The following is a 19,673-nucleotide window of genomic DNA, read 5'->3' on the forward strand; positions in this document are numbered from 1 at the left end:
TAAATAATCCTACTGGATTCTTTTATCAAAAATTATCGCCAAAGTTCATTAGAAACTATGACTATAGATATATCTAACCTTAATACTCTATGGGCTTCTCTAATTGTTGAAGAATTAATTAGAAATAATATTAATTATTTTATAATTTCTATAGGTTCTCGTTCTACACCATTAACTGTAGCAGTTGCCCGTCATCCTGGTGCTAAAAATATAGTTTTTGTTGACGAACGTAGTGCAGCTTTTCATGCAATTGGTTATGCGCGAGCTAAAGGGAAACCCGCAGTGCTAATATCTACCTCTGGAACTGCATCTGCAAATTACTTTCCTGCTGTAATTGAAGCCTCAACAGATACAGTGCCAATGATTATATTATCAGCAGATCGTCCTCCTGAATTACATCAAACAGGAGCTAATCAAACTATTCAACAATTTAATTTATATGGTAATTATACAAAATGGCAATTTAACCTGCCTTGCCCAGACCAAAATATTCTCCCGCAAATGGTTTTAACAACCATCAATCAGGCAATTTATCAATCACAAAAATCACCTGCTGGGGCTGTACATATCAATTGTATGTTCCGTGAACCCTTAGCTCCTATTAATGCAGATATTGATCAGATGTACTTGGCTTCTTTAAATAATTGGCAAGAACAGCAAAAACCATATACTAAATATACACATTCAATTTGCCTACCTGATACTACCAGTATTAATCAATTAGCAGAAATTATTAATCATACAAACCGGGGAATTATTGTCGTAGGACGGTTAAATAATCAGGCTGATATTCAAGCAATAACACAATTGGCGATTAAATTAAACTGGCCTGTGTTTACAGATATTCAGTCAGGACTACGTTTAACTAACTCAATTCCTCAGATAATTAATTATTATGATCAGTTATTATTGACGAATATTATAAATAAAGAACAGCCTTTAGAAACTATTTTACAATTTGGTAACTTTCTCACATCTAAAAGATTTTTACAATTGCTTCATAAGCATCAATTCTCTAACCATATTGTCGTAATAGATCATGATTTACGCGATGACCCAGAACATACAGTTTCTCTGCGTATTGATGCTAAAATATCTGAAGTTTGTAATTTGTTAGTACCTCATATTGACATAAATATTAATTCTGATTGGGTGAAGAAATTAAAGCAGAAATCTCAATTAGTCAACCAGAGTATTGATAATTTTTTGTTTTCCCGCCAGGAAATTAGTGAACCTGCTGTAGCTCGAATGATTTCCCGTTATATTCCTCAAAATAATGGTCTATTTTTAGCTAACAGTATGCCTATTCGAGATATGGATATGTATGCAGCAGCAGAGAGTTCAACAATAGTAGTAGCAGCAAATCGAGGTACAAGTGGTATCGAAGGTACTATAGCTTCAGCTATGGGTTTTGCAGCAGGTTTAAACTCACCCGTTACTTTGCTAATTGGAGATTTATCATTTTTATATGATTTGAACTCACTTGCACTACTCAAATCTATTTCTCAGCCTCTAATTATAGTTATTATTAATAATAATGGAGGAGGTATATTTTCCTTTTTACCAATTGCTAACTTTCAAGATGTCTTTGAGCAGTATTTTGGTGTTCCTCATGCAATTAAATTCCGATATTCTGCTCAAATGTTCGGTATTGACTATTATGCTCCTGATACAAATGAGGCATTTATGTTTGCTTACCAAGAGGCAATTAATAATCAAAGACCTGCTGTAATTGAAGTAGAAACTGACCGGGATGCAAATTATGATTTACATCAAGAATTACAACAAAAAATTGTTACAGATTTACAAAATTCTATTATGTAAACTTTAGAGATATTGTAAAGAGCTATCAGCAATGTTTTCTAACTTATTACTGAAGATTAAAAATCCTCAGTGAAAACTCAAATCCAATGGCAATTAGCTAAAAAATATGCCTATATTTTATCCAATAACAGGGGGTAGAGGGTATTTTTTATGCACCCATACCCGAATAACGTTTTAGTCCCGCACGCCACAGCAGACGATTTGCACCTAAAAATATGAATATCCAACCCATAATCGCTAAAAACCCCCGTGATAAATCCACCGGTAGCCCCACCAAAATACTCACGGGAAAATTAATTAAATAGGGAAAAGGGGTAAACATAACTATTGTTCGCACATTCTCAGGAAACACATCTAAAGGCGCAATTAAACCCGACAAAAATAAATAAAACAATAGCCATAAACTTTCCAAAGCGCTAGCCCGTTCTGTCCAAAAGGCGAACATCGCAAAGGTATATTGAATGATAAACCGTAAAATAAAAGCTAAGGTCACCGCTAACCCAAACAATAAAAATTGCCCTAAATTTGGCAACCAAATAGCCTGGGGATAGAGGATGAAAAACAAGAAAGCTAATAGCAATATAAATGGTATGCGGGCAACTCTTTCAGAAAGATGAGAGGCGACGTGATGCCATACTGGATCTATGGGCTGTAATAACCGGGATGATAGCTTACCCTCTACTATTTCCTTTTCAAAATCCCAAATTAGCCAAACAACTGTCATTTGCCTGACTAGGAAAACGGTGATGAAATAACGGGCAAAATCTACAGGTGTTAAACCAAATTGTCCTCCTTGCGCCGCCTCTATCCAGACACCCATTAAGATAATGGGTAAAACCCCAGCTAAAACCCATAAAATCAATTCTGCCCGATACTCAACCATATAGGCATAGTAAACAGAAAGAAATGTCAAGATTTTCCGAATAATTTTTTTCACTTAAATTACGAATTACGAATTACGAATTACGAATTAAACCACTCCAGCCTGAAAAACCCTGCCAATCACTTCTTCTATAGGTGGTTCGGTTACTGTTAAGTCAATGACTTCTAAATCATTCAAAATCTGAGATACTGTGGTTGTGAGGTTTGCTTGCGGGACGATAAAGCTAACTGCACTGCCTTCTAAAAGTTGGACATCACCATAAAACGCGAGTTTTTCTCTGGGTAGGGGTTGGGCTAACTCAATATGGATTTCTCGATAAGGAGCGAAGTTGGCTAGTAGTCCATCTAAACTGCCGTCATACATCAGTTTTCCTTGGTGAATTAACAATACACGCTTACATAAGGCAGTGATATCAGCCATGTAATGGCTAGTTAATAATACTGTGGCTTGATAACGCTGATTATACTCTCGCAAAAAGTCGCGCACTGCCACCTGTGCATTAACATCTAGTCCTAGTGTGGGTTCATCGAGAAATAATACATGAGGATGGTGTAACAGTGCTGCTAGCAGTTCGGCTTTCATGCGTTCACCTAAAGATAATTTCCGCATGGGTTGGGTAAGCTTTCCTTCTAGAGTTAGCATTTCTGTTAATTCCCCGACACGCTTTTGAAATTCTTTATTGGAGATGTTGTAAACAGCAGCGTTGATTTTTAAGGAGTCGAGGGCGGGTAAGTCCCAGAGTAATTGCTGTTTCTGCCCCATTACTAAGGTAATTTTGTGTAAAAATGCTTCCTGGCGTAGAAATGGTACGTGTCCAGCTACTTTGACTGTGCCGCTAGAAGGATGAATTAGCCCTGTGAGCATTTTGAGTGTGGTGGTTTTACCAGCACCATTTGGCCCTAGAAAACCGACTATTTCACCGGGTGCAATTTCAAAGGAAACATTTTGTACTGCTTTAATTTGGCGGTAGGTACGCCGAAAAAAGTGGGTGAGTGTGCCTTTTATGCCGGGTTCTTTGACGGCTACTGGGTAGAATTTACACAGATTTTCAACGGTGATGATGGACATATATTTTGGGAATGACAGATGCACACTGAGAAGTTTTTGGCCAAGTTGCTGAAGAAATAATAATTAAATGCCGATAAACGCCGATGAAAATTATTTATGCAAGAGGTTATTTTAAACGTCCAGACCTCAAGATACTTATGACTAGCCACAAACCTAATAAACTAGCAGCAGCAAATAGGATGGTACTTAAAAAGGAGAGTTGGGTGGTTTGGGCTTTGGTGGAAATAATGGCTGCTCCCATAATGAGGGAACCTACTAAGATGCTAAAGGATAATCGGTTGGCGGCATCGTCTAGGGTGCGGCGCATTCCATCTAAACCTTTGAGGGAGAGATTCCACTGTAAGGTTTCGGAGGTGACTCGATCTAATAACAGTTCTATTTGTCGGGGGGATTGTAATGACAGACTTTTAATATCGAGGGCGGTTCTGAGGAGCGATCGCACTGGATTATTACCTAATAATTGCCGCCGAAACAAGTCTGTAATTAATGGCTGAACTTCATCAAATAAATTGACCTCTGGGTTGAATCCACGGGCTACCCCTTCTAAGTTAGCTAGGGTCTTGGCGTACAAACCCATATTGCTGGGTAAGCGAATTTTATTATTACGGGCGAGTTGCAAAATTTCATAAATTACTTGACTGAAATTCATTTCACCCAAGTTGACATTATGATACTTCCGCAACATTCTGTCATAATCATTTTCCAGCCTGGACAAAATGACCGTTTGAGAAGAATCTGCTAATTGTAAGGTTAATTGAGCGCATCGCCCCGCGTCTAAATCAATGATAGCTAAAAGCATTTCTATTAATATCTGCTGGGTGCGGGGATCAAGTCTGTCCACCATGCCACAATCTAAAAGGGCAATGCGACCATCTGCGAGATAAAATAAATTTCCTGGATGGGGATCAGCGTGAAAAAAGCCATCAATATATAGTTGCTGAAAAAAAGCTCGGAATAGTAAGGTGGTGATTTCTTGGCGTTGTGTTTCAGCATTTTTACCGTTTTCAATGCTGACCAAATTTGCTGAGAGCAACGGGACTCCATCCAGCCATTCCATCACCATTAACTTCTCGGTAGTTAATTCCCAGACAATTTCTGCAACTACCAGTTGTGTGGGATCAAACCAGCGACTACGGGATAAATTCCCCCGCAACTCGTCTGTAAAACCTGCTTCTAGGGTGAAATCTAACTCGTCTTCTAAGGCTTTGGTAAATTCTTCAGCGACGGATTTAATTTCGTAGGTTTGCCCAAAATCTGTCCGCGCTACTAAATCAGCGATACCTTGAATGAGCGCGATATCTTGAGCCACGGTGAGATCAATTCCCGGACGTTGCACTTTGAGAGCTACTTCTCGCCCATCTACTAACGTGGCGCGATGGGTCTGGGCGATTGATCCCGCCGCTACAGGGATCGGGTTAACGACACGGAAGGTCTCTTCCAGGGGGCGTTTTAGCTGCTTGCGGATGGATACTTCTACTTCTGACCAGGGAACTGGTGGTACTTCGTCTTGGAGGGTGGAAAGTTCCTCAATGTAGGCGGCGTTGAGTAAGTCGGGACGGGTAGAAAGTAGTTGACCAAGTTTGACATAAACTGGTCCCAAATCCACGAGGATATTCTTTAAAACCGCCGGGGTGGGTAGCTGGGGTTCGTCGGTTTTACCACCAGTCAGCAGCCTTCGCATATACTCCCAGCCATTACGGAGGACTACTTCGATAATTTCTCTTTGACGGGGAACAGTTTGGGTGAGGAACATTGTAGGGAGTGGGGAGATGCGGTATGGGGGGGAGAAAGCAGGGAATGGAGAAGAATTTGCTGTTTCCTTTAGTCTCTAGCTCCTAGTCCCTAGTTCTTCAAACAGATATTACAGTTATAATAGAGGCAACAAATTTTTTACCTCTGCTCTGGGTTTTAACTATTAAAGCTTAACAGTTACAACAGTTCAGTAAATCGGGGATCATCTGCGAGGGTTTTGAGAATCTGCTTAATTTCTTGGCTACGGTCTTTATTGATCACAAGGGTAACGTTGCGATCGCGCACAATCACCACATCCTCTAAACCAATAGTAACAATTACATCTTCTGAATCAGTAGCATAAACAATCGCCCCCTGGGTATCTAACCCCACGTGAGTAGCAAGTTCGACATTGGGATTATCGGATTTTTTCAGTAACCGCTCCAATGCATTCCAGTCTCCTAAATCATCCCAACCAAATTCAACTGGCAAGACGTATGCTAAATTTGTTTTTTCCATCAGTGCATAGTCTATACTCTGTTTAAGCAACTGAGGATATATATCAGGGCCTTGTTGTTCTAAGGGTTCGATAATTTCTGGTGCATGGGCATATAGTTCCTTGAGAATGACCCCAGCCCGAAACACGAACATTCCACTATTCCAGCTAAAACGCCCCGTTGATAAAAAAGTTTCTGCTGTTTCACGGTTGGGCTTTTCAGTAAAGCGGTTGACGTGATAGGCTGGCAAATCATTAAATCTACCAATGTTTTCGCCTTGCTCAATGTAGCCGTAACCAGTGGATGGGAAAGTAGGCTTAATTCCCAAAGTGACGATCGCCTCGGTGCTTGCCGCTAACTGGGTAGCAGCATCTAAGGTGCGTAGAAATGCTTCTTGGTCAGCTATCCAGTGGTCAGAGGGAAAAAAGCCAATAATTGCATCTTCTCCGTAACGTTTCTTAATTTCCAAGCTTGCCCAGGCAACAGCAGCAGCAGTATCTCGTCCTTGTGACTCAACTAATAAATTTTGAGATGGCAGTTCAGGTAGTTGTTGTTTGACACCTGCGGCTATCTGACTAGAAGTAATCACCCAAAGGTGATTCCAACCACTGGTAACTGCTACTAATCTATCGGCAGTTGTTTGTAATAAACTTCTAGCGCTACCATCAAGGCTTAAAAATTGTTTGGGTCGGTCTTTGCGACTCAGGGGCCAAAAACGCTCACCTTTGCCACCGGCAAGAATTACAGGGAACAGTGAATTATTCATGTTGTCACATACAACTAGCTCAGATCCCTATCAGTGTACAGTGAGCTTTTGCCTTGGCAAGAGTGATGGCTGCGATCAATATACCCTTAGGGAGTGGTTCAGTGGGGAGATAATTTGTGATTAAACAATTTCAATGGTCAGAAAATGAGGTAACACCTCAACAATTACCGGAGTTAGAATTAGAGGAAAGACCTCAACAAATACCGTGGGCAGAAAATGAGCTAGGAATTGAACAGCAATCAGCCTCTAGCCTGAATATAGTACCTCATCAGCCAGGAACTATTTCTCGTGGTGTAGTTGAGTCTGTGGGTGCAATTCCCAACGAGCTTTACGACCGATTAGGCTTGACCATGCCTCGGTGGTTATTGTGGATATTGACAGCTGTTATCGGCATAGTTTTTTCTGGGTTGCTGGTCTCCACTGTGGCGCTGTGGACTCCACTTTGGAGTAATCTGGAGCGCACAGAGGAAGAATTGGGCTTTTCTGGCCAAGATCAGCAGAAAGTGCCATTACCAGGAGAATTATGGGGTAATATCTCCCAGTATAAACTATCACGCCCCATGAATATCTTGATCATGGGAGTTGATCCCGTTTCTGGTAGTGTGGATGGCTCACCGGAAAGTTTTGCTGGAACTAGCGATACCATGTTGTTGGTGAGGCTAAATCCCAGTAATAAAACTATGCGGGTATTGTCAATTCCCAGGGATACGATGATTGCTATCCCTGAAAAGGGATTGACTAGGGTCTCTGATGCTAATGCTCAAGGGGGGCCTGTTTTGGCTGCACGGGTAGTTAGTCGGACTTTGAATAATGCCCCGATTGATCGCTATGTTCGGATTTCTACTAGTGGTTTAAGGCAGTTAGTTGACCAATTGGGTGGGGTTGATGTGTTTGTACCCCAAGAAATGCAATCTCAAAACACTAGTAATCAGTTGTCGATTAATTTGGTGAGTGGATGGCAAACTCTTGACGGAGAAAAAGCCGAAATGTTTGCTCGCTTTCGTGAACCAGGATTAGGGGATCTACCACGAGTGCAAAGACAGCAAGTGTTAATTACAGCCTTACTCCAACGCCTCAATAGTCCGACGGTGTTACCCAGACTACCCCAATTAACTCGCTTGATGCGAAAATATTTTGATACAAATCTCAAAATAGAGGAAATGATGGCTTTGGTCAATTATTCTATTAATTTGGAACGCGATAATTTCCAAATGACCATTTTGCCGGGTAGTTTCAGCCGATTCAGTCAAGATCCCAATAGTTACTGGCTAAATCTCAATGGACAACAAAGTTTATTGAATAATTATGTTGGGGTTGATATAGCTGGTTTGAATCGAGATTCAAGGCCTGTTAATAAACTGACAATTGCTATTCAAAATGCTTCTAATCAACCTGAATTAACAGAAAAAGTTATTAAGGATCTCAAAAACAAAGGATTTACTAATGTTTATGGGGTGTCTAATTGGCCTGATACTCAAAGGGAAACTCAGATTATCGTCCAGAAAGGTAATTGGGAAACCGGACTGGAACTAAATAAACTTATTGGTTTGGGTCAGATTCGGGTGTCAGCAACTGGAGATTTAGGATCTGATCTCACAATTCGGATTGGTCAAGATTGGAAATAGTTATTGGTCATTAGTCATTGGTCATTGGTGATTAATCATTTACAGTCGCTAATGACATTGGCTGGTGATCAAGAAATGGTGTGAGACTATGAATAATGATTAATTAAGGTCAAGTTATGAAAAAGTTTTTCCTGAGATTATTAAGTTTGATTGTGATTTTGGTTTTGGCTTGGTTATGGGTGATAATCAATCCTCAGCCGGCTTTTGCTCAAATTAACACCATCAACTATAGCAATGGTAGTCTCCAGAATCGTGATTTTTCTCACACGGATTTAGCCGGTGGAACTTTTGTGGCGGCGGAAATGCGGGGAGCAAATTTTACAGGGGCAGATTTAACTAATGCGATTCTGACTAAAGGGGTTTTATTAAATGCTAATTTGTCGGGTGCAAATCTCACAGGTGCTTTAGTTGACCGTGTGACTATGGATGGGGCAAATTTAAGAGATGCTATTTTCATCGAAGCGACTATGACCCGGAGTCGTTTTTTTGATGCGGATATTACTGGGGCAGATTTTACTGATGCTTTGATAGACCGTTATCAGGTATCTTTAATGTGCGATCGCGCCGATGGAGTAAATCCAGTTACCGGGGTGGCGACAAGGGATAGTTTAGGCTGTCGGTAATGGGGACTGGGGACTGGGAAATAATAATTACGAATTACGAATTACGAATTACGAATTAGTTAAAATTAGTGACACAAGAAGACTCGAAACCCGCTCGTTCTTTTGCGGGAATTGCTGGCATTGTCGCCGCAGCTACATTAATTAGTAAAATATTTGGTTTAGTCAGACAACAGGCGATCGCAGCTGCATTTGGTGTGGGGGCTGCCGCTACTGCTTATAGTTACGCTTATATTATCCCTGGTTTTCTCTTAATTTTGCTGGGTGGTGTGAATGGACCATTACACAGTGCAGTGGTCAGCGTTTTAGCCAAGCGCCCACGGTCAGAAGGCGCACCACTGGTAGAAACAGTCACAACCTTGGTGGGGGGATTACTGTTACTGGTGTCCTTGGGGCAGATATTCTTTGCTGATAAAATTATTGATATTGTCGGTTATGGCTTAGAAAGCACCACTAGGGCGATCGCCATTCAACAAATCCGCATCATGGCCCCAATGGCCTTATTCGCCGGTTTAATTGGTATTGGTTTCGGCACTCTCAACGCCGCCAATCAATATTGGTTACTCTCCATTAGTCCCCTACTATCCAGTATTACCGTCATTGCCGGCATCGCCATCTTAACCTTGCAACTGGGTAAAGACATTATTCAACCACAATACGCCCTAATTGGGGGCATGGTCTTAGCCTGGGGAACCTTAGCCGGCGCAATTCTCCAGTGGGTAGTACAGTTAATTGTGCAGTGGCGCTTAGGACTAGGGACATTACGGTTGCGGTTTGATTTTAAATCCCCTGGGGTGCAAGAAGTCATTAAAATCATGACACCCGCCACCATTTCCTCTGGGATGATGCCCATTAACGTCGCCACTGATTTATATTTTGCTAGTCCGATCCCCGGTGCTGCGGCTGGCTTTAACTATGCCAATCTGCTTGTGCAGACTCCGTTAGGGATTATTTCTAACATTATTTTGCTGCCTTTATTACCCATGTTTGCGAAATTAGCCGCTCCCGAACATTGGCCAGAATTAAAATTACGCATTCGTCAAGGAATTTTACTCACCGCCGTCACCATGCTACCTTTAGGAGCATTAATGATCGTGTTATCTGTACCCATTGTGCAGATCATCTATGAACGGGGTGCTTTTAAACAAGAAGCCACAGAGTTAGTTTCATCCCTACTGATTGCTTATGGAATTGGGATGTTTGTTTATTTAGGGCGTGATGTTTTGGTCAGGGTATTTTATGCCTTGGGAGATGGACAGACACCGTTTCGCATTAGTATTTTTAATATTTTTCTCAATGCTGGACTAGATGCAATTTTAATTAAACCTTTTGGCGCGACTGGTATTGTATTAGCGACAGTAGGTGTAAATTGCAGTTCCATATTAATGCTGTTATGGTTGCTAAATCGTAAACTCAATGGTTTACCTTGGCGGGAGTGGAGTTTGCCAATTTTGGGTTTAGCTGGGGGAAGTTTTGTCGCCGGGTTAGCTAGTTTTGGAACTTTGGTTGGTTTGCAGCAGCTGTTAGGAACCCAGGGTTTAATAGTTCACCTATTGCAGTTGTGTATATCCGGCTTAGTAGGGATTTTGGTATTTGCAATTATTGTGTCATTTCTGAAAATACCAGAGGTGAATACCTTTGTAGTGCGGATGCGGCAGAAATTTTTGAAGAGATAGTTCTAAGATTGTTTAAAACCTGATAAGTAAGTCGGCACAAATAAACCTAACTATGTAACAGAATGTAAAAACTCCAAAACCCTTGTGATTGCTTCGTTCCACTCCGTTACACTCGCAATGACATATATTGAAATTTTCACGCCGACTTACTTAAATATCTTCATTTAAGAATAAAAAATCTGAAAAAACACGACTATTTGAAGATTGCTCATAATATAGTGCTTATGGACTCAGATTAATTTCTCAATCAGAAATACTCAATCATCCAACAACAGTAAAATCGATATCTGCTAGCGTATTTTCAGTAATATTACTTGGTTAGATATAGTCAAAACTCATAATTTCAACTCATATTGCTTAGATGTTCTTGTATCAAATTAGTATAAATACTGAAACCGGAGAAAAAATATAAATTATTTATAAAGATTATATTATACGTGTTTATCTATGTATAATACTTCTCATACATAGAATTTCTATCCATAGATAAATATGACACAACAACCCACATCAGGCTTAGTTTCTCAAGATTCAAAACCTTCCCAAATAACCAAGGTTGCACCAAAAACACCACCTGTATTAATTGAGAAGTGGGTTGTGTGGGAACTAAAAACTTGCATCTATACCAATGGAAATAAACTTTCTACTGATGATTTACACGACATCCTGAAGTCAGAGATTGAAAAACAGAAAGCTCCTATTGAGATATTATTTACCAAAGATGCTAGTTGGTTAATTCAAGGTGCTAGAAACAAAATTAAGGAAGACGATGATCGTCGTCCTAGAGTTGTGGCTACCCTTAAAAATTCTATATATACAGACATTCAATTTATTGCTGGTATTGATTATTTTGGTGGTTCAGACTGGGCAGATTTGCAAATGATGATAATTGTGCAGCCCGAAGAAATTCCTCATGTAAAGAAACCTACTAAACCTTCTCCACTTAATGTTAATCCGCTCATTCCTAACGAAGCACTAGCTGTCTTAGGTACTCTTGCTGTACTGATATTTTTCTTTGGAGGTGATGCTGGCAAAGGATTTGGCTTACTTGGTGGTATTGGTGCAATTGTTATGTATATTCAATCAAATGCAAATGTAAAACAGGCTCAGGATAAATATGCACTGCAAATGAATCAATATGAAGCGGATTTAAGCAATTATACATATGAGAAAGAAAAAATAGCTCTTGAGCAGGAAGAAAGAATAAAAAATAGATTATCCAGAAGCTTTAAAACTGATGATTTAAGAGTATTTCATGCTGTTATGGTTGAATTAGTGGCTCAAGTAGTAAAACTCTATTTTATAGACAAAGGGGCAAAAGTTAAAGAAACGGTAGAAAATAACGAAACAGAGAAAAATATTGCAGCTAAGAAAAATATTTTTGATAATTTTTAGAGGTTTTTGCTTATGTTAATTGCCAAATCTCAACTTAACTATTGGCGGGGATCTGCACTCAATAGGGGACAACCTCAAGAATTAGATATTTATAGGTCTTGGGGACTCAATGTATTTAAACTTAAAGCTGTTCCTGATTTTGCTTCCGGTCGCTTTAAATTAATGGAACATTTAGATCCTTCTGGAAGAGTAGGTTTTATTGCTGGATTACAAAAAAGCCTTCTGAAAAATCTAGCCTATTTTACTTACACACAATTGAGTAGTAGTGAAGGTGAAATATCCTGTGGTTATAGTCTCAGAATTTTTTACAATATCACAGAAAATAACGGTTTAAATCCGGCAACAGAAATTTATTTAATTGGTAGAGTTGCCACAAAAACATCAGATATCAATACTGCACTCAAAAAGCAGTCAATTTATATTGAAAGTGTTTTAAAATCACAACTATACCAATTTGAATTTAATTGTGAGGATAAATTTAGAGACCAATCAAAATGGATGAATTTATCTCAAGCACCTTTTTGTAATGAAATTATTAAATCTGAAGAAGTATTTCAATGGCTTGAGGAAGATAAAAAGTATTTTTATTCCCCTGGGAACTTTCAGGTCAACAAGGGAAATAACATGATTGCTCTCTTTGAGCAAATACAAGGCTATAAACAGAATGTCTGTATAGATATTACTCTAGTTCCGACCCAAGTTGAAGGTTATGAGAAAAAGGTAGTTTCTCGCTACATAGAAGCATTATCAGAGGCTGGAAAAGGAAGTAAAGAAAACGAAATTGATCCTGATAGCAATACTCAAAGAGCTAAGTCAATTTATGAAGAAATCAAGAAAAAATATTACGCTGGGATAGTTTTTTTATATAGCTTTCGGGTTTTTTCACCTTGCCAGGATACTTGTCAAGGAGTCGCTAACCAATTAGCTGCTTGTTGTACAGCAAATACAGTTAGTCCCAAAATAATAGCTGTAACTGACAGAAGCTACGCGGTACAAACGGCACAACAAGCAACTGTTAATGATCAAGTTTTTACTCCGGGAATTTGGGATGATACAGGCAAATTATTAGACGGATTTCAGGGAGGTCCAGATACTCTTAAAAGATTGCATCGCTTAATAGATTTAGATGAAGCATCAGCATTTTTTCGCTTACCAATTCCTATAAACCAGCCATGTTCCGGTATTCAATATGATGCCGGTTCTGCTTTTATTGAAGAAAGACCTAAAACTAAAACTATTAATATTGGTAATTATTACCGTAACGTCAAAACCAACGAACTTTGTGAATTTGACATTGAGCAATTGAAAACTCATATGCTCATTGTTGGTGGTTCTGGTAGTGGTAAAACTACTACAACTTTTAACTTGATGACGCAGCTTTGGGACAAGCATAAAATACCATTTATGATTTTTGACCCTAAAGTAACACCTGAATATCGGTATCTAAAACGGCTACCGGAATTTAAAGATGATTTACTAATTTTTACTCCTGGTCAAGAATTTATTGCTCCTTTTAGGATTAATCCATTTGATGTAATTCCAGGTATTCCCTTACAAGAGCATATTTCTAGAATATTTGATTGTTTCATGGGAGCATTACCTTTAGATGATCCACTTCCTTCTTTTATTCAAGAGGGTATTGATTTTAATTATGAAAAGAGGGGATGGGACTTAGCTTATAGTAGAGGAGGTGAAAAAGATCAAAATGGTAATTCTTTACAAGCTCCTACAATGCAGGATCTTTATAGCAAGGTACTTGATTTAGCACAAAAAAATTATGGTAGTGACAAAGAGGTAGGCGATCGCATCAAAGGAGCTTTGAGAGCTAGATTATATCGGCTAACTGCTAAAAGTGGTGTGGGTAGTATGCTTCAAGCTAGTAGACCACTACCACTTGAGGATCTGATGAAAAAGCCTGTCATATTTGAATTAGGAGGACTCAATCAAGAAGAACAGTCTTTATTTTCCCTATTCATCCTCGTTTTTGTATTTGAGTATGTTCGTGCTGTCAGAATAGGTCAATTTCAGCCCCAACAGAGAGCAGATGGAACTATTGAAAGAGCTACAGATTTAGATTTACGTCATGTTCTGCTTGTTGAAGAAGCTCACAATATGTTGGGTAAAGAAAAAGGATCAGGAGAAGGAGGTGGTTCAAAATCTAGAGTTGTGGATAAGTTTGCTCAGATAATGCGAGAAATGAGAGCAACAGGAGAAGGTGTAATTGTTGTAGATCAATCTCCCGCAGCATTAGCACAGTCTGTTGTTGATGCAACTAACCTCAAGCTAATGCACCGCTTACCCTCACCAGATGATAGAGAATATCTAGGAAGGGCAATGTGTTTAAGCGAAGGTGAATCTCAGTTATCCGGTATTTTTTCGCCAGGTGAATGTTTTTATTATGTGCCTGGTTGGGATGCAGCAAAACGAGTGGCCACAGAAAACTTCAAGAGTAAGCCAGGAGTGAATGAGAATTTGCAAACACCATTTACAGATAATGATGTCATTAGCTCAATGAGTGGTTTTCTCAAACGTGATCATTTGGCTTTGATTTCTAGTTATCAAAGCACTGTGGATAAAATTAATGCAGAAATATTGCGCTTAGAAAATTTTGTTGCTAATTCTGCTAATAATTCAGTAGCCATTAAAAATATGGAGAAAAATCTTGAAAATAAAAAAAGTCAATTAAAGGAAATTGAAGAGCAGATTGAAACACTATCTAGAAGGGATTACTAACCATGAGTGACTTTAAGAAATCTAAAAAAATGGATTCTAAAAAATCTGGTGAAACTTCTGATTTAGAAAATCTTATCGAAGATATTGATCAGGCTGAACAAGAGGCTGATGAACAAATTCAGACTTTAGAAACTAGGATAACCGAAATTAAGGAATTGGAGCAAAAACTTGATTCCGTGACTGAGAAATTAAGCGAAGTTGAAGGTGATGCTTTACAGAAAGCTCAACAAGATATTAATCAAAACATCCGCCAAAAAGGAAGTGAAGCGGAAGAATGTCGAAATAAGTTAAATGAAATTAGTGCAGAAATGCAAGAAAAGCAAGGTGAAGTTCAGGAAGAAATTGGTAAACGTGAAGGTGCAATTTCTGAGCTTGATACTGCTGAAAGAGAGTGTGATGTTGATTTAAGCGATGCTAAAAATGCTGTTAATGAAGAAAAAGGTACATTTGAAGAAGCTAATAGCAAAATTGAGCAATTACTTGGAAGAATTAATGGATCTTTAGCAGATAACCAGGCTGAAAAAAAAACTGAAGTTTTGAAAAACTTTCTAGATTCATCTAGAAATTGGATTGGAGAGAGTTTACAGGAAGCTGTTAAAACTGGTAAAAATGTGCAAACAACTTTAATGATGGCCACAAGCCTTTATGGAGGTATCCTTACAAAAGGAATGGAGAATTTCGTTATGCCATTAACAGATGATATTAATAGTAGTATATTTGCTCCTTTAACGGTGAAAGATTCTCATTTTTCAATTATTAAAGATACTCTAGACAAATCCAAAGAGTATCATGGTATAGATTCTAACTTTTCCAATTTAGATTCATCTAGAGAACCTGATAAAAAGAGAAGAGAAAGGGAATCTGAAGTATTAGGTGAAGTAAGAAACAAGCCAGAATTTAGTAGCAAATAATTAACATGATTTGCTGAAGTGTAAAAAATAACAAACACAAAACAATGATCCAGTTATGAATGAAGATCAAGAAAAACAGAAACTTTGGAAAACTTACGTCCTTATATTGGGTGTAATGTTGGGCGGACCATTATTAATTATAGGTGGTCAATCTGTATGGAGTAGTATTAAACAGCAAAATACTTCTCAAGAAGCTACAATACAGCCTTCTTTATCTTCCGCTACTTCAAATCAAATATCTTCTACTTCAACAAACATAGCATCGGAATCTGCACAACCTATTATTTCAAGACCATCAACCCAACAATTTTTAATAGATTATTATACACATATAAATAATCAACAATATCAAAATGCTTGGAATAAACTATCGCCACAACTACGAAATAATTCAAATCTTCACCCTAATGGGTTTACATCATATATTGAATGGTGGGGAAAAGTTAATAACGTTACTATTGAAGAAATTAGTAGCGAAGAAATAAGTAATGAAACAGCTATAATAAATACTAAAGTTCGGTATTTGATGAAATCAGGAAGGCAAATTTCTCAATCTTTGATATTTTATGTGATTTGGGATTCTACATCACAACAATGGTTGATTAATCAGGTAAAGCGCATTTAGCCAAAATATTTCAACTATCTATTATTTAAATTATGAATGAAGATCAAGAAAAACAAAAACTTTGGAAAATCTATGGCATTATCTTGGGGGTAATGTTGGGAGGTCCATTATTAATTATAGGTGGTCAAACTGTATGGAATAGCATTCAACCTGCTATTCAAACTAATTCACAATCTACTCCCTCGGCATCTATAAGTGAATCATCTATACCTTCATCTAATGTTATCAATAATAATCTGTCAGCAAATACAAGTTCTTTAAGTAAGCTAGAAGCTGTAAATGTAATTAATCGATATTTGATAGCGAAACAAAGAATTTTTGGACCTGAGTTTGATCGTGAACTTGCTGCTACTGTGGCTACAGGTAAGGTTTACAAAGATATAGTTAGACCAGGAGGGAGAATTGATTCACTACGACAAGATAATGCTTACTGGAAATATGGATTCCAAAAAGCTGAACCCTTAGCTTATTTTTCACATAATGGAAATTATGCAGAAATAAATGTAAAAATTTCTGAAGAATTATTTTACTATGAAAATGATCGGCTTAAAGAAAATAAAACCAATATTCAAGATTATATATTCATCTTAAAACTAGAAGATGGGACTTGGAAAATAGCTGACAGAAAATCTTAGTAAAACATTCTCTTAGGTTCGCTGTTCGCGTAGCATACCGAAGGAATAGACGGACTTGCTGTAGCCCCGGACTTGAAGTCTCAGGGCTATCTACAAGAATTTATGGATGTTTTCTCAGCTTAATAAGGCCATTTCCAATCCCGGATTTCTGGCATATCGTCGCCGTGTTGCTGAATGTATTCCTTATGTTCAATCAGCTTATCTTCTAACATTTGCTTCACATAAGCAGCCTTAGAACCTAGCTGCGGTACGCGTTCAATTACGTCCATGACTAAATGGAACCGGTCTAAATCATTCAGCACAACCATATCAAAGGGGGTGGTGGTAGTTCCCTCTTCCTTATAACCACGGACGTGTAAGTTTTTGTGGTTGGTGTGGCGATAGGTGAGGCGATGAATTAACCAGGGATAGCCATGAAAGGCAAAGATGATTGGTTTGTCGGTGGTAAAGATGGTGTCAAATTCTTTACCGCTTAAACCGTGGGGATGTTCACTTTGGGGCTGTAGTTTCATCAAGTTGACGATGTTCACTACCCGCACTTTTAATTCTGGGAAGTGCTGGCGGAGAATGTCTACTGCTGCTAGGGTTTCTAAGGTCGGAACGTCTCCAGCACAGGCCATGACTACATCTGGTTCGCTACCTTTGTCGTTGCTAGCCCATTCCCAAATACTTAAACCTTTAGTGCAGTGTTTGATGGCTGTATCCATGTCTAAGAATTGTAATGATGGTTGCTTACCGGCGACGATGACGTTGACGTAGTGGCGACTTCTCAAGCAATGGTCTGTGACTGATAGCAGAGTATTCGCATCGGGGGGAAGATAGACGCGAATAATTTCGGCTTTTTTGTTGATTACATGGTCGATAAAACCAGGGTCTTGGTGAGAGAATCCGTTGTGGTCTTGTCGCCAAACGTGTGATGTTAGTAGGTAGTTGAGAGATGCTATGGGTCGCCGCCAAGGGATGTCAGTAGTGGTTTTCAACCATTTGGCGTGTTGGTTGAACATGGAATCAATGATGTGAATGAATGCTTCATAGCAGGAGAAGAAGCCGTGACGACCTGTGAGTAGGTAGCCTTCTAACCAGCCTTGACAGTTGGTTTCGCTGAGGACTTCCATGACTCTTCCGTCGTATGAGAGGTGGTCGTCTTCGGGGAGGATATTGGCTACCCATGTCCGTTCTGTGACTTCTAAGACTGCACCGAGGCGATTTGATACGGTTTCGTCGGGGCCAAAGACGCGAAAGTTTTTGCTGTCTGCGTTGAGTTTCATGATGTCCCGCAGGAAGTAGCCTGTGACTCTGGTGGCTTCGGCGTAGGTTGTTCCTGGGTTGGTGATCTCAACTGCGTAGTTGTGGAAGTCTGGCATTTTTAGATCCCGCAGGAGAAGACCGCCGTTGGTGTGGGGGTTGTCGCCCATGCGTTTCTGGCCTTTGGGGGCTAGTTCTGCGAGTTCGGGAATGAGTTTTCCGTTGGAGTCGAAGAGTTCTTCTGGTTTGTAACTCTTCATCCAGTTTTCTAGGAGTTTGAGGTGTTCTGGATTACCGACGACGTTACCAAAGGGGACTTGATGCGATCGCCAGTAGTCTTCGGTTTTTTTACCATCTACTTCTTTGGGGCCTGTCCAACCTTTGGGGGTTCTGAGGATAATCATCGGCCACTGGGGACGCTTGGTGAAACCATGTACACGGGCTTCTCTTTGGATGTTTTGAATTTCGGCGATCGCAATATCTAAAGTTGCGGCCATTTGCTGGTGAACATCTGCCGGCTCGGAACCTTCAACAAAGTAAGGTTTATAACCATACCCTAAAAAGAGGTTTTCCAATTCTTCATAACTCAACCGCGCCAGAATAGTGGGGTTGGCAATTTTATACCCATTCAGATGCAAGATCGGCAACACTGCACCATCATTTACAGGATTGAGAAACTTGTTAGAGTGCCAACTTGTCGCTAAAGGACCGGTTTCCGCTTCGCCATCACCCACCACAGCAGCCACAATTAAGTCTGGGTTATCAAAAGCCGCACCATAAGCATGAACCAAAGCATAACCTAGTTCACCCCCTTCATGAATGGAACCAGGGGTTTCTGGGGCTACGTGGCTAGGAATCCCACCAGGGAATGAGAATTGTTTGAAGAGTTGCTTCATTCCCTCCGCATCCTGGGAAATGTTGGGATAATATTCGCTGTAAGTCCCTTCTAGGTAGGTATTGGCTACCAGTCCGGGACCGCCATGACCAGGGCCAGCAATATAAATTGTGTTGAGGTCGTACTTTTTAATTACCCGGTTGAGGTGAACATAAATGAAGTTCAGCCCTGGGGTCGTTCCCCAATGTCCTAAAAGTCGGGGTTTGACGTGTTCTTTTGTTAAAGGTTCTCGTAGTAGGGGGTTGTCGAATAGATATATTTGCCCCACTGAAAGATAGTTAGCTGCACGCCAGTAAGCGTTGATTTTCTGTAGTTCTTCGCCTGCTAGCGGTTTGGTGTTTGGAGTACTTATTAAAGTCATATTACCCTTGATGACAAAATGATTTTGATCAGGTCTTTACTATTTCCTATTAGTTAGCGGTTTATCGTCAGCATTACATCTGACTAACGACTAATTTATCTAGTTTTTGCAGAAATATTAGGCAAAATTATTGATGGTTAAAGAGACTCAATTGAGCAACATCTCCATGAAAGGCTAACAAAT

The 19,673-nt window shown here is 39.4% G+C and carries 14 protein-coding genes; 9 read left to right on the top strand and 5 right to left on the bottom strand.

All coding sequences use genetic code 11. The features are described from left to right. Nucleotides 1-57 precede the first annotated feature (57 nt). Complete coding sequence (gene menD, locus VB620_RS03410; protein ID WP_323194727.1) at nt 58-1,824, top strand: 2-succinyl-5-enolpyruvyl-6-hydroxy-3-cyclohexene-1-carboxylic-acid synthase; 1,767 nt, start codon at nt 58-60, stop codon at nt 1,822-1,824. A gap of 148 nt (nt 1,825-1,972) precedes the next feature. Here the strand turns inward: menD and VB620_RS03415 are convergent, their stop codons facing one another. The 4 genes from VB620_RS03415 to VB620_RS03430 all read right to left on the bottom strand — a co-directional run bounded on the left by VB620_RS03415 (nt 1,973) and on the right by VB620_RS03430 (nt 6,769). After that, nucleotides 1,973-2,761 carry an ABC transporter permease gene (locus VB620_RS03415; RefSeq protein ID WP_323194728.1) on the bottom strand — a complete coding sequence of 263 codons (789 nt, stop codon included), beginning with the start codon at nt 2,759-2,761 and terminating at the stop codon, nt 1,973-1,975. Nucleotides 2,762-2,794: 33 nt separating this feature from the next. Beyond that, nucleotides 2,795-3,775 (bottom strand): ABC transporter ATP-binding protein, encoded by a 981-nt coding sequence (locus VB620_RS03420; protein WP_323194729.1) that lies wholly within the window; start codon nt 3,773-3,775, stop codon nt 2,795-2,797. Nucleotides 3,776-3,881: 106 nt separating this feature from the next. Then, nucleotides 3,882-5,528: an ABC1 kinase family protein gene (locus VB620_RS03425; RefSeq protein ID WP_323194730.1), complete on the bottom strand. Its 1,647-nt coding sequence runs from the start codon at nt 5,526-5,528 to the stop codon at nt 3,882-3,884. A gap of 176 nt (nt 5,529-5,704) precedes the next feature. After that, nucleotides 5,705-6,769 (bottom strand): mannose-1-phosphate guanylyltransferase, encoded by a 1,065-nt coding sequence (locus VB620_RS03430; RefSeq protein ID WP_323194731.1) that lies wholly within the window; start codon nt 6,767-6,769, stop codon nt 5,705-5,707. Between the two features lie 116 nt (nt 6,770-6,885). On the opposite strand from VB620_RS03430, the gene VB620_RS03435 reads away from it, so the two are divergent. The 8 genes from VB620_RS03435 (at nt 6,886) to VB620_RS03470 (ending at nt 16,989) form a co-directional block, all read left to right on the top strand. Continuing rightward, nucleotides 6,886-8,394: an LCP family protein gene (locus VB620_RS03435; protein WP_323194732.1), complete on the top strand. Its 1,509-nt coding sequence runs from the start codon at nt 6,886-6,888 to the stop codon at nt 8,392-8,394. Nucleotides 8,395-8,510: 116 nt separating this feature from the next. Beyond that, nucleotides 8,511-9,017, top strand: coding sequence for a pentapeptide repeat-containing protein (locus VB620_RS03440; protein WP_323194733.1), 507 nt, complete (start codon nt 8,511-8,513; stop codon nt 9,015-9,017). Nucleotides 9,018-9,085: 68 nt separating this feature from the next. Further along, nucleotides 9,086-10,690 (top strand): murein biosynthesis integral membrane protein MurJ, encoded by a 1,605-nt coding sequence (murJ, locus tag VB620_RS03445; protein ID WP_323194734.1) that lies wholly within the window; start codon nt 9,086-9,088, stop codon nt 10,688-10,690. Nucleotides 10,691-11,182: 492 nt separating this feature from the next. Beyond that, on the top strand, nt 11,183-12,085 hold the full coding sequence (locus tag VB620_RS03450) for a hypothetical protein (RefSeq protein ID WP_323194735.1): 903 nt from the start codon (nt 11,183-11,185) through the stop codon (nt 12,083-12,085). Between the two features lie 12 nt (nt 12,086-12,097). Continuing rightward, complete coding sequence (locus tag VB620_RS03455; protein ID WP_323194736.1) at nt 12,098-14,818, top strand: ATP-binding protein; 2,721 nt, start codon at nt 12,098-12,100, stop codon at nt 14,816-14,818. A 2-nt stretch (nt 14,819-14,820) separates the two neighbouring features. Beyond that, entirely contained in the window at nt 14,821-15,729 is a 909-nt protein-coding gene (locus tag VB620_RS03460; protein ID WP_323194737.1) for a hypothetical protein, read from the top strand. A 55-nt stretch (nt 15,730-15,784) separates the two neighbouring features. Next, the gene (locus VB620_RS03465; protein ID WP_323194738.1) at nt 15,785-16,354 is read left to right on the top strand and encodes a hypothetical protein; all 570 of its coding nucleotides are present in this window, start codon (nt 15,785-15,787) and stop codon (nt 16,352-16,354) included. A gap of 32 nt (nt 16,355-16,386) precedes the next feature. Further along, nucleotides 16,387-16,989, top strand: coding sequence for an ARC6/PARC6 family protein (locus VB620_RS03470; RefSeq protein ID WP_323194739.1), 603 nt, complete (start codon nt 16,387-16,389; stop codon nt 16,987-16,989). A 119-nt stretch (nt 16,990-17,108) separates the two neighbouring features. Here the strand turns inward: VB620_RS03470 and VB620_RS03475 are convergent, their stop codons facing one another. Next, nucleotides 17,109-19,490: a phosphoketolase family protein gene (locus VB620_RS03475; protein ID WP_323194740.1), complete on the bottom strand. Its 2,382-nt coding sequence runs from the start codon at nt 19,488-19,490 to the stop codon at nt 17,109-17,111. Nucleotides 19,491-19,673: the final 183 nt, after the last annotated feature.

Source organism: Nodularia harveyana UHCC-0300 (assembly GCF_034931085.1).
Taxonomy (GTDB): Bacteria; Cyanobacteriota; Cyanobacteriia; order Cyanobacteriales; family Nostocaceae; genus Nodularia; species Nodularia harveyana.